Raw genomic sequence first — 11,890 nt, forward strand, 5'->3', positions numbered from 1 at the left:
TCAGCGGGTCATCTTCATGACGACCGGACGGTGGTCGGACAGGGTGCTCGACAGGACGGAGCCGCTCGTGGTGGTGACGCCCTTGGTGTAGATGTAGTCGATGCGGGCGTCCCCGTGGGTCGGCTGGTTGGCGTACCTGGCGCCGGTGTCCACCCAGCCCGCGCTCACGAACTTCTTCGACAGCGCGTCCGTGGGCGGCGCGTTGAAGTCGCCGGTGAGGATCAGCGGGGACCGGTTGGCGAGGTAATTACGCACCTTGTCCGCCTGGGCCTCGCGGCGGGCCACCGAGGTGGCCGACAGGCCGGGGGACAGGTGGGTGGTGAACACCGTGATCGTCGAGCCGCCGCCGAGGTCGAGCTTGGCTCCGGCCATGGAGCGGTTGACCGGGCAGGTCTCGAAGTCGCTGATCGGGATCGTCACGCGCTCGAGGATCTTGAACGAGGACAGGATCGCGTTGCCCGCCTTGCCGGGCTGCGGATCGTCGCAGGGGCCGGGGTTGTCGCCCGCGCCGAAGTGGGCGTTGGCCGTGATGTCCCAGCCGAGCTCGTCGGCTAACTGCTTGACCTGGTCGGCCTCCGGCTTGCGATGGATCTCCTGCACGGTCACGATGTTGGCGCCGCTGCCGCGGATCACTGCGGCGATGGCCTTCATGTCGGCGGTGTCGCCCGCGACGTTCCAGTCGAGGACCACGAGGTTCGTCGTGGCGTGCGCCGGGACGGGCAGGGCGGTGGAGGCGAGCACCGTGACCGCCGCGGCCATCATCACTTTGATCCGTTTTGTCGCATGCATGCCGTCGGATCTTACGGACCGCGTGACTGTTCGTATAGATCTTCAGCAGCTCGACAGGATGCTCTCCATGGCGTCCTTCTCCGCCGACGTCACCCAGACGGCGTACTTCGTCTTCACGTCGATCTGGCGGGCGATGTAGGTGCACCGGTACGACCTGACCGGCGGCAGCCAGGTGGCGGCGTCGGAGTCGCTCTTCTGGCCGTTGAGCGGGCCGTCGACGGCCATGAGGTTCAGCGGGTCGTTGGCGAACTCCTTGCGCTTGTCCGCCGCCCACTGCTGCGCGCCCTTCTGCCAGGCGTCCGACAGCGGGATCACGTGGTCGATCTGGACGGCGGTGCTGGTGTCCTGGCCGCGCTTGAAGTTGATCGTCTTGCCGCTGTACGGGTCGTGCAGCGTGCCGCTCAGCACGATGCAGTCGTGGGTCCCGGCCTTGAACTTCTCGTCCACCAGGTCCCGCTTGAGTATGTCGTTACGGGTGTCGCAGCCGTTGTGGTCCACGTCCGACCACGCCGGGCCGAACTTGTCCCGGTCGAACCCGGTCTTCGGAGCGCGGCCCTTGACGGTTAACTTGGCGAGCTTCTTGCGGGCGTCCGAGACGGACACCGAGTCGGACTTGCCCCCCTTGTCGGTGCCGGCCGAGGACTGCCCCTGCAGCCCGCCACAGCCCGCCAGCACCGCCACCGTGGCCGCACCGGCCATGAATGCCCGAACCCGCCGCCCCACGCCCACTCCCCAGACTTCGCCGAACCTTCGTAAAGTCTAGGTCAAGTGCCCATAAAAGGCCCTATCACGCGTCCAGGGTGCCACTTCACCGTTTTGCTGTGGATAGGGCCCTGTGCACCTCCGGGCAAGGCTGCCTTAGTCTGAACGTGGATCATGGCATGTCGGAAAGAGGGGACATGGCGCAGCGGCGCTTGCTGGAGGGACTCGGCGTCACCGTCGCCGAGGAGACCGCCTACCGCGCGCTGCTCAGGCACGGACCGGCGACGCTGAGCCAGCTCGCCGCCGAGACCGGCTCGTCCGCCGCGGCCATCCGCCGCATGCTGCCCAGGCTGGAGGACCTCGGCCTCATCTCCCGGGTGGCCGGCCGGCCGCTGCGGCTGATCGCCACTCCGCCGAACGTCGCCATCGACATCCTCGTCGCGCGCCGCCAGGAGGAGATCGCGCACAGCAGGGCCGCCGCCGCGCTGCTGGCCACCGAGGTCGCCGAGCGCAACGGGCCGCACCCGGAGGAGGTGCTGGAGGTGGTGAGCGGGCGCGACGCCGTGGCCCGCCGCTATCTCCAGCTGGAGCGCAACGCCACGCGGGAGATGCTCGTGCTGGTGCATCCGCCGTACGCGGTGGATGTCAGCGACGACCGGGAGAACCGCAGGCGGGCGGCCCGGCAGGGGGCGCCCATCCGCGGCATCTACGGTCCGCAGGCGTTCGAGCACCCCGGCATGCTGGCCCACACGCGGCGGGCCATCGCCGACGGCGAGCAGGCCAGGCTCGGGCAGGTGCCGGTCAAGCTGGCCATCGCCGACGCCCGCACGGCCATCCTGCCCCTGGTCTCCGACGAGGACCAGGCCGTGGAGAGCGCGCTCGTGGTGCACCCGTCCGCGCTGCTGGACGCGCTGGTGGGGCTGTTCGAGACGCTGTGGCGGGCCGCCGTGCCGCTCCGCCTGACCGCCGCGGACGGCCTGGAGCCCGAGGTGTGGCCGCGCACCCCCGACACGGAGGTGCTGGCGCTGCTGGCGGCCGGGATGAAGGACGACGCCATCGCCCGGCAGCTGGGGCTCAGCCCGCGTACGGTGCAGCGCCGGGTCCAGATGCTGTGCGAGCGCCTGGACGCCAGGACCCGCTTCCACGCGGGCTTCCTCGCCGCCCAGCACCGCCTGCTCGAATGATCTAGGCCTCCGCGCTCAGAGCTGTCTTCGTCAGCTCCGCCTGGCGCTGGATCTGCCCCAGGACGATGGGGTTCACCCCCTTGGCCTGGAACGTGGCGACCATCTGGTCCATCACCGCGTTCGCCCGGTCCAGGTCCCCCTGCCGGGCCTCGGCCCTGGCCAGGCGGCGCATCACCAGGTTCAGGGTGATGTTGTCGATGCTCGCGTCGCGGGCGACCTGGCTGAGGTGCTCGATGCCCTGCTTGGGATCCGGCGGCCGGACGCGCAGCCGCTTGCCCGCCGTCACCGCCTTGAACCCGCGCTCGGCGTTCAGCCCCTTGACCATGCGGGCGTAGACGGCCAGCGGGTGGGCGCCGTACCGGTCGATGACCTCGTCCAGGGCCTCGTTGCCCGAGCGCAGCGCGGGCGAGTCGGAGCCGAGCAGCGAGAACAGCTGCCCCTGCTCCTCGCCCAGCATCAGCTCGGCCACCTGGTGGTCGTCGCGGCTGACCGGGAAGCGCACCCTGACCAGGCACGCGGGGGAGACGATGCGGGAGCCGTCCGCGGCGATGTACTGGGCGCGCACGTGGTACTCGCCGGGCTGCTGGAAGTAGTGCCCGTCGCGGCCGTGCCCGATGTACGCGCTGCGGTACATGGCCGGGTTGCCCTCGTCCAGCCGGATCTCCGGCGAGGCGTCCACGCAGTGCCGCATCATCGGCCGGTACAGCACGGTCCTGCCGCCCGGCTGCGTGATCGACACCTGCGTGAACTCGGTGTCGGGGTGCAGATGGCCGTGCGTGACACGGGGGTCGCCGGCGCAGGACAGCTTGAACTCGACCACGACGGGCTCGCCCAGCTCGAACGACTCCTTGGCGCGCAGCTCCAGCCGCAGCCCGGAGCGGTCCTCGACGGGCTGCTCGAACGGCGCGATCTCGGCGGCGCCGGTGCCGAACGCGTTCGCGCCCATGGCCACGTCGCGGTAGAAGCCGTGGCGCAGGTGGATCAGCTCCGGGTCCGTGAAGTGGAACGGGAAGGCGGCCCAGTAGCCTGGCTCGCCGCCCGGGCGGTAGTTCTGCACGTAGTTCATCCACGACAGATCGCCGAAGCCGCCGTCGGGGCCCAGCGGCTGGGGCGGGGTGCCGAGGTTCTTCTGCCAGGAGTGCAGCAGGTTGAAGGCGTGCCCGAGCTCGTGCACGTATGTACGCAGCTGCGCCCGCTGCGCCTGCGGCGTGGTCCCCTTGATCACGTCGTAGAACACCGCGGACCCCTGCCGCTGGTGCGCGTCGTTGTAGTCGAACATGATCCCCCGGTAGCCGCCCACGTGCTTGCTGGCCACCAGCAGCCACACGCGCCAGGCCGGCGCGTCGCCGAACCCGCTGAACTGCTGCGTCATCGCGTGATGCAGCTCGGCGTCGTCCCACGCCAGGTCTGCGCCCGACCCGTCCACCGGGATCACCCCCGGCTGGGCGAAGGTCAGCTCGATGCCCGCCTCCGCGTACGCCGCCGGCACGCTCAGCTCCCTGGCCGGCGAGCCGCCCGGCCCCGGCAGCGTGCCGGTCCGGTACGACACGAACGGCACGGTCCCGATCACGGAGTCCTGCTCCAGCAGCACGCTGCGGAAGTACGGAGAGGCGAAGGCCACCTGGTACGTGCGCCCCGCGACCTCGGCCGTGCCCGACCCGTCGGCGATCGTGACGCTCACGTCCTTCACCGGAGTGTCGAACGTGAAGACCCCGCGCCCCTGGATCCGGGACTCCTGCACGGTGGGCGCGTTGACCACGAACGAGCCCGCGTAGGAGGTCGTCGCGCCCGCCACGGTGAACAGGTCGCCGCTCACCCGCCCGGTGGGCCTGGCCCCGTCGACGTCGATCCGGAGCGCCAGCTGCGAGTCGCCGTCCTGTCCCTGGTACAGCCCGCTGATCATGGGCGCTCCCTCGCTCGGGGCCTACACGAGGGAACACTTCACCGACCGCGGGTGCCTGTCAACGCGATCCGCGAACTTGGAGAGCTCCGAGCAACTCCTCCGACGCCTTGGTGATCGTCTCCACCGCCCGTTCGAACGCCTCGGCGTTGTGCGCGGCGGGCGCGCGGAAGCCGGAGATCTTCCTGACGTACTGCAACGCCGCCGCCCGCACGTCCTCCTCGGTGACGCTCTCGGTGAACGGGGGGCGCAGGGTTTTGATGCTTCTACACATGCCCTAACCGTAACTTCGTTCAGCGTGCGTCGACCGCCGGGCCGAGCTCGTTGCCGAAGTCGAGCGCGATCTTGCGCATGCCCTCGGCCAGGTCGTCGCGGTCGATCGCGTCGATCCGCTCGGCGGGCCCGGAGACCGACATCGCGGCCACCACCCGCTCGCCGTCCCACACGGGCACGGCCAGGCAGTGCACGCCGAGCTCCTCCTCGCCCAGGTCCATGGCGTGACCCTGCGCCCTGACGAGCTCGAGCTCGGCCAGCATGGCCGTCAGGTCGGTGATCGTGTTGGGGGTGCGGCGGGGCATGCCGGTGCGCTCGAAGACGGCCACCGCCTCGGCCGCGGGCCGCCCGGCCAGCAGCGCCTTGCCCACGGCCGTGCTGTGCGGCAGCACCCGCCGGCCCACCTCGGCGAACATCCGCAGCCTGCGCGGCGAGGGCACCTGCGCCACGTAGACGACGAAGTCGCCTTCGAGCACGGCCAGGTTGGCGGTCTCGCCGGACAGCTCGACCATCTTGGTCAGGTACGGCTGCGCCCACACGCCCACCATGCTCTCGGCGATGCCGCCCAGCCGCACGAGGCCGCCGCCCAGGGCGTACCTCTTGTCGGATTCCTGGCGCACGTAGCCGCGGGCGAGCAGGGTGCGCAGCAGCCGGTGGATGGTCCCGTACGGCAGGCCGGTCCTGGCGGCGATCTCCGACAGGCCCGCCTCACCCCCGTGCTCAGCCAGCGCCTCCAGCACGTCCAGCGCCCGCTCCACCGATTGCACGCTCATAGGGAGACCCCGCGCAGTGAGGCGTCGAGCACCTCGGCCGTGTGGGCCACCCTGATGTCCAAGCCGGCGCGCCGCATGGCCGCGGCGATCTGCATCGTGCAGCCGGGGTTGGCCGAGACCAGCAGCTCGGCGCCGGTCGTGGCGACCGCGCCGGCCTTCCTGTCACCGAGGTCGCGGGCGGCCTCCGGCTGGAAGATGTTGTACGTGCCCGCCGACCCGCAGCAGATGGCCGACTCGGGGATCTCGCGGACCACCAGATCGGGGATGCCGCTCAGCAGCTCGCGCGGCTGGGCGCGCACGCCCTGGGCGTGGGCCAGGTGGCAGGCGTCGTGGTAGGCGACGGTGAGCGGCAGCGGATGCCGCTTGGCCACGGGCCCCAGCTCGGCGAGGTACTCCGACAGATCGACCACCCTGAATCCCGGCTCGCGCCCGAGCAGCTCGCCGTACTCCTTCATCGACGAGCCGCAGCCGGCCGCGTTCACCACGACGGTGTCGACCCCGGCCCGCTCGAACGTCCTGACCGTGCGGTGCGCCAGCCGCCTGGCCTGGTCCTCGCGCCCGGAGTGCACGCTGAGCGCCCCGCAGCAGCCCTGACCGCGCGGGATGACCACGTCGCAGCCCTCCAGGGAGAGCACCCGGGCGGTGGCCGCGTTCACCTGGGGGAAGAACTCGCCCTGCACGCATCCGGTGAGCATGCCCACCACGGCCCGGCGCTCGCCCCTGGCCCTGACGACGCGCGGCATCCGCTGCCGGTGCTCGACGCGCGGCGCGAGCGCGGCCATGGCGCCGAGGCTCGGATTGGCCCTGGCGAGGAACGGCGCCATGCGCTCGGCCAGCCACATCCCCGGCCGCAGCAGCCGCAGCCTGCGCGGATAGGGGAACAGGCTGAACACGATCCCGCGCACGGCCCGCTCCTGCGGGTCCCGCACGTGGGTGCGCTCCACCTCGGCCCTGGTCTGCTCGATCAGGCGGTCGTACCGGACCCCGGACGGGCAGGCCGTGACGCACGCCATGCACCCCAGGCAGGCGTCGAAGTGCCCGGCCATCTCCGGGGTGACCGGGGTGCCCTCGACGTGCTGCTTCATCAGGTGGATGCGTCCGCGCGGCGAGTCCATCTCCTCGCCCCACAGCACGTACGTCGGGCACGTGGGGAGGCAGAACCCGCAGTGCACGCAGTCGTTGATCAGCTCCGGGTCCATGTCAAATGCCTCCCAAGAACCGGCCGGGAGACATCCTGCGCCCGGGGTCGAACCGTTCCTTGACCCGCCGCATCAACGGCAGCCCGCTCACCTGCCCCCACCTGTCGACGCCCTCGTACGGCGTGGCCAGCACGTTCAGCCGCCCGCCCAGCGCCTCGATCCGCCCGCGCAGCCGGGTGACGGCCGCCGCCAGCTCCTCCTCCGAGACCTCGCCCCAGAGCTCCAGGTACGCCCGCCCCGCCGCGGCCGACCCGCGGAAGGCGAACCCGGCCTCCCCGGCGGCGGCCAGCGCCCCGGCCGCGCGCGCGGGCGGGAAGCGGGTCTCCAGCAGCACGTCGTCCCTGAGGATCAGCCCCCACCACTCCGGCGCCTCGGCCGTGACCGTGCCCTCGCCCAGCACCTCGCGCAGCGCCAGCGCGCGCTGCTCGGCCGCCGAGCCCTCCACGAGCACCGCGACCGTCGCCTCCTTGCCGTCCGGGCAGTCGATCTCCACGGCGGACGGCTCGGCCTGGGAGGAGGTCAGGCGGAGCAGCACGTCGTCGGCAGGTTCGGTGGTCGCCACGAGCCAGCGCCGCTCCACGGGCAGCGGGTGCAGCCGGAACGTGGCCTCCGCGATCACGCCGAGCGTGCCTTGCGAGCCCGTGAAGAGCTTGCCGAGGTCGTAGCCCGCGACGTTCTTGACCACCCGGCCGCCGGACCTGGCGACGGTCCCGTCGGGCAGCACGACCGTGATGCCGATGAGCAGGTCGCGGGCGGTGCCGTACCGGAAGGCGCGCGGGCCCGCCGTCGCGGTGGCGAGCGTGCCGCCGACCGTGGTGTGCTCCCTGAACGGCGGGTCGAGCGCCAGCTCCTGGCCCTGCTCGGCGAGCGCGGCGGCCAGCGCGTCCATGGTCAGCCCGGCCTGCGCGCGCACGACGAGGTCGCCGGCGGCGTGCTCGATGAGGGAGTTCATGCAGCACAGGTCGATGAGCACGTCGCAGCGCTCGGGCGGGGCGCCCCAGTGCAGCTTCGTGCCGCCGCCCGCGGGCACCGCCGCCAGGTCCTGCTCGGCGCAGGCCCGCAGCACGGCCGAGATCTCCTCGACCGTCTCGGGCAGGGCGACCCAGCGGGGCAGCACGCCGTTGACGGCGTCGTCGGCGTCCGCCTGCCTGATGGTCACCCCCGTGTCGGCCAGCATCAGAACTGCTCCGCCTTCCCCGACTCCACCAGCGGATGCACGCCCTTGCGCACGCCCGGCACCTCGCCGCACAGGCGCGGGGTGGGGAACACCTTGCCCGGGTTCGACAGGCCGCGGGGGTCGAACGCGCACCGGACGAGTTGCATGGTGTCCAGGTCGTCCGCGCTGAACATCTTTGGCATATAGCGGGATTTATCCACCCCGACTCCGTGCTCGCCCGTGATCGAGCCGCCGTGCTCGATGCACAGGTCGAGGATCGCCCCGGAGACCACCTCGGCCCTTTCGCCGGCCCCCGGCTCCGCGTCGTCGAACAGCACGAGCGGGTGCAGGTTGCCGTCCCCCGCGTGGAAGACGTTCGCGACCCTGATGCCGTGCTCGTGCGAGAGCCGGTCGATGGCCGCCAGCACGCCGGGCAGGGACGTACGCGGCACCACGCCGTCCTGCACGATGTAGGCCGGGCTGATGCGCCCGACGGCGGCGAACGCCGACTTGCGGCCCTTCCAGATCGCCGCCCGCTCGTCCGGGCCGGCGGCCACCCGCAGCTCGAAGGCGCCCGAGCAGATCTCCGTGAGCCGGGCGAACTGCTCGTCCACCTCCGCCCGCGGGCCGTCCAGCTCCACGATCAGCACGGCGCCCGCGCCCTCGGGGTAGCGGCAGGCGACGGCAGCCTCGGCCGCCTCGATGGCCAGCGCGTCCATCATCTCGATCGCGGCGGGCACGATGCCCGCGCCGATGATCGCCGAGACGGCCTGGCCGCCCTGCTCGATGCTCTCGAACGCGGCCAGCACCGTGGTCACGGCCTCCGGCGCGCGGCTGAGGCGTACCGTGATCTTGGTGGCGATGCCCAGCGTGCCCTCGGAGCCGATGAACGCGCCCAGCAGGTCGTAGCCGGGGTCCATGCGGTCGAGCGTGACCAGGTCGCCGTCGGGGGTGACGATCTCGCAGGCCTCGACGTGGTTGACCGTGAAGCCGTACTTGAGGCAGTGGGCGCCGCCGGAGTTCTCGGCGACGTTGCCGCCGATGGAGCAGACCTGCTGGCTGGACGGATCGGGCGCGTAGTAGTAGCCCCGGTCGCGCACGGCCTCGGTGATGGCCAGGTTGGTGACGCCGGGCTCGACGACCGCCCGGCGGTTGTCCAGGTCGATCTCCAGGATCCCGCGCATCTTGGAGGTGACGATGAGCACGCCGTCCTCGCGGGGGAGCGCGCCCCCCGACAGGCCGGTGCCCGAGCCCCTGGCCACGAAGGGCACGCCGAAGTCGTTGCACACGCGTACCACGCGGGCGACCTGCTCGGCCGTGTCGGGCAGCACGACCACGCCGGGGGTCGCCCGGTGGTAGGTGAGGCCGTCGCACTCGTACGTGCGCAGGCGTACCGGATCGGTGATCACCGAGTCATGGGGCAGCAGCGAGCGCAGGGCCGCTGTCAGCGTTTCCAGCACCCGATCCCCCTCTTTTTCCTAGTTCTACGGCATTTGAGCATAGGCGGGAAGCGTCAGGAACTCGGCGAAGTCGTCGTCCAGCGCCACCTGCTTGAACAGCGCGGTCGCCTGACCGTACAGCTTGTCGTCGTGGCCGGGCTCCTCGGCGATCCTGGCGAGCTCCTCCGCGATGATCTGCTCGACCAGTTCCTTCGTTACCTGGGCGCCCGTGTCGGCGAGCGTGATGTCGTTGTGGATCCACTGCCAGATCTGCGAGCGCGAGATCTCGGCGGTGGCGGCGTCCTCCATGAGGTTGTGGATCGCCACCGCGCCCAGGCCGCCCATCCAGGCGGCGAGGTAGCGCAGCGCCACGTCCACGTTGTTGCGCAGCCCGGTCTCGGTGATCTCGCCCGGCGTCTCGGAGACGGCCAGCAGCTCGGCCGCGGTCACGCTGACGTCCTCGCGCAGCCGGTCGAGCTGGTTGGGCCGCGACCCCAGCACGCCGTCGAACACCTCACGGCACACCGGCACCAGGTCGGGGTGCGCCACCCACGAGCCGTCGAAGCCGTCGCCCGACTCGCGCGTCTTGTCCGCCCGCACCTTCTCCAGCGCCACGGCGTTCACCTCGGCGTCGCGCCGCGAGGGGATGAAGGCCGCCATCCCGCCGATGGCGTGCGCGCCGCGCTTGTGGCAGGTGCGCACCAGCAGCTCGGTGTACGCGCGCATGAACGGGGCCGTCATCGTGACCGCATTCCGCTCGGGCAGCAGGAACTCGCGGCCCCGGGTCCGGAACTTCTTGATCACGCTGAACAGGTAGTCCCAGCGGCCCGCGTTGAGGCCCGCCGAGTGGTCGCGGAGCTCGTACAGGATCTCCTCCATCTCGAACGCGGCCGGGTAGGTCTCGATGAGGACGGTCGCCCTGATCGTGCCGTGCGGGATGCCGAGGAGCTCCTGAGCCCTGGTGAACACGTCGTTCCAGAGCCGCGCCTCCAGATGGGACTCCATCTTGGGCAGGTAGAAGTACGGCCCCTTGCCCTTGTCGATCTGCCGCTGGGCGCAGTGGAAGAAGTAGAGCCCGAAGTCGAACAGCGAGCCCGAGACCGGCTGCCCGTCCACCTGGGCGTGCTTCTCGTCCAGGTGCCAGCCGCGCGGGCGCACGACGACCGTGGCCAGCTCGTCGTCGGGCCTGAGCGCGTACGACTTGCCGCCGGTCTCGAAGTCGATCGCGCGGTCGAGCGCGTCGCGCAGGTTGAGGTGGCCGCTCACGCAGTTCTCCCAGAGCGGCGAGTTGGCGTCCTCGAAGTCCGCCAGCCAGACCTTGGCGCCGGAGTTGAGCGCGTTGATGGTCATCTTCTTGTCGACCGGGCCGGTGATCTCCACCCGGCGGTCCTCCAGACCGGGCGCGGGCGGCGCGACCTGCCAGTCGGCCTCCCTGACCTGCTTCGTCTCCGGCAGGAAGTCGAGCAGGCCGCCCGCGGACAGCTCCGCCTGCCGCGCCTGACGGGCCTCCAGCAGCTCCAGCCGTCTGGCGCCGAACTCCCGCTGGAGAGTCGCCACGAAATCGAGCGCCTCAGGAGTGAGGATCTCGTCGAACCGGTCGAGCATCGGGCCGGTGATCTCCATGGGGTTCCTTTCCGCTTCGTGGAAAATGACTTCTGGATTGTGGAAGTGAAGTTACTCCCCTGGTAGTCCCGGGTCAAAGGTTGGGGTTCCTTCGGGGAGTCGTCGGGGGCATCCCCGATGTGGCCGGGGTTCTTCCCGGACAGGATTGGGGGCATGAAGACCATCGTGATCGCGGGCGGGCTGCTGGCCTCCGCGCTGATGTTGACGGGGTGCGGGATGGCGAGCATCGCCGGCCCGAGCAGCGAGGAGACCGCGTCGTACGAGGTGACGGACAAGGTCGCCAGGTTGCAGGTCAAGAGTGGCGCGGGCGATACCGAGGTGACCGAGACCGGCGGCAGCGCCGTACGCGTCACCGAGACGCTGCGCTGGCGCGGCGACGACAAGCCGAAGCCGGAGCACAGCGTCGAGGGCGACGCGCTGCGCGTCTCGTACGACTGCCCGTCGAGCCTGGGCAGCTGCAGCGTCGACTACAAGATCGAGATCCCCAAGGGGCTGACCGTCGACCTGGACAACGGCTCGGGCAACATCACGCTCAGGGGCCTGACCGGGGAGCTCGCCGTACACGTCGGCTCCGGCGACCTCGACGCCGCGGAGCTGGCGGGCAAGAAGGTCGTCGCGGACGCGGGGTCCGGGAACATCGAGCTCAAGTACACCGCCGTGCCCAGCAGCGCCGATCTGCAGGCCGGCTCGGGGGACATCGTGCTCCGCGTGCCCGACGGGGCCTACGACGTGAAGACCCAGGTGGGGTCCGGCGACGCGAACGTCTCGGTCAAGAAGGACAGCTCCTCTCCCCACAAGATCTCGCTCAAGGCCGGATCCGGCGACGTCACGGTGGCTGCCGGATAAGGGGGT

The 11,890-nt window shown here is 71.0% G+C and carries 11 protein-coding genes; 2 read left to right on the top strand and 9 right to left on the bottom strand.

Translation table 11 applies throughout. The features are described 5' to 3' along the window. Positions 1 to 789 (bottom strand): endonuclease/exonuclease/phosphatase family protein, encoded by a 789-nt coding sequence (locus ABZX61_RS40130; protein ID WP_355201750.1) that lies wholly within the window; start codon positions 787 to 789, stop codon positions 1 to 3. A gap of 42 nt (positions 790 to 831) precedes the next feature. Next, a complete protein-coding gene (locus tag ABZX61_RS40135; protein ID WP_355201752.1) occupies positions 832 to 1,512 on the bottom strand; it encodes an HNH endonuclease family protein in 681 nt (226 codons plus the stop codon). Between the two features lie 176 nt (positions 1,513 to 1,688). Between ABZX61_RS40135 and ABZX61_RS40140 the strand changes: the two genes are divergently transcribed. Beyond that, positions 1,689 to 2,675 (top strand): helix-turn-helix domain-containing protein, encoded by a 987-nt coding sequence (locus ABZX61_RS40140; protein WP_350724860.1) that lies wholly within the window; start codon positions 1,689 to 1,691, stop codon positions 2,673 to 2,675. A gap of 1 nt (position 2,676) precedes the next feature. On the opposite strand, the gene ABZX61_RS40145 is transcribed toward ABZX61_RS40140, so the two are convergent. Genes ABZX61_RS40145 through aceB form a run of 7 tightly spaced genes read right to left on the bottom strand, consistent with a single transcriptional unit; the run spans position 2,677 to position 11,038 of the window. Beyond that, positions 2,677 to 4,578, bottom strand: coding sequence for a hypothetical protein (locus tag ABZX61_RS40145; RefSeq protein ID WP_355201754.1), 1,902 nt, complete (start codon positions 4,576 to 4,578; stop codon positions 2,677 to 2,679). A 58-nt stretch (positions 4,579 to 4,636) separates the two neighbouring features. Further along, the gene (locus tag ABZX61_RS40150; protein WP_350724864.1) at positions 4,637 to 4,849 is read right to left on the bottom strand and encodes a DUF2277 domain-containing protein; all 213 of its coding nucleotides are present in this window, start codon (positions 4,847 to 4,849) and stop codon (positions 4,637 to 4,639) included. Positions 4,850 to 4,868: 19 nt separating this feature from the next. After that, positions 4,869 to 5,621 (bottom strand): IclR family transcriptional regulator, encoded by a 753-nt coding sequence (locus tag ABZX61_RS40155; RefSeq protein ID WP_355201756.1) that lies wholly within the window; start codon positions 5,619 to 5,621, stop codon positions 4,869 to 4,871. Further along, on the bottom strand, positions 5,618 to 6,820 hold the full coding sequence (locus tag ABZX61_RS40160; protein WP_355201758.1) for a heterodisulfide reductase-related iron-sulfur binding cluster: 1,203 nt from the start codon (positions 6,818 to 6,820) through the stop codon (positions 5,618 to 5,620). Before ABZX61_RS40160 ends, ABZX61_RS40155 begins: the two co-directional genes overlap by 4 nt. A gap of 1 nt (position 6,821) precedes the next feature. Next, positions 6,822 to 7,997 carry an FAD-binding oxidoreductase gene (locus ABZX61_RS40165; protein ID WP_355201760.1) on the bottom strand — a complete coding sequence of 392 codons (1,176 nt, stop codon included), beginning with the start codon at positions 7,995 to 7,997 and terminating at the stop codon, positions 6,822 to 6,824. Then, entirely contained in the window at positions 7,997 to 9,433 is a 1,437-nt protein-coding gene (locus ABZX61_RS40170) for an FAD-linked oxidase C-terminal domain-containing protein (protein WP_355201996.1), read from the bottom strand. Before ABZX61_RS40170 ends, ABZX61_RS40165 begins: the two co-directional genes overlap by 1 nt. 27 nt (positions 9,434 to 9,460) lie before the next feature. After that, a complete protein-coding gene (gene aceB / locus ABZX61_RS40175) occupies positions 9,461 to 11,038 on the bottom strand; it encodes a malate synthase A (protein WP_355201762.1) in 1,578 nt (525 codons plus the stop codon). 153 nt (positions 11,039 to 11,191) lie between these two features. Between aceB and ABZX61_RS40180 the strand changes: the two genes are divergently transcribed. Further along, positions 11,192 to 11,884 (top strand): DUF4097 family beta strand repeat-containing protein, encoded by a 693-nt coding sequence (locus tag ABZX61_RS40180; RefSeq protein WP_355201764.1) that lies wholly within the window; start codon positions 11,192 to 11,194, stop codon positions 11,882 to 11,884. Positions 11,885 to 11,890 lie beyond the last annotated feature (6 nt).

It is taken from the genome of Nonomuraea sp. NPDC003709 (genome assembly GCF_040610775.1).
Classification (GTDB): Bacteria; Actinomycetota; Actinomycetes; order Streptosporangiales; family Streptosporangiaceae; genus Nonomuraea; species Nonomuraea angiospora_A.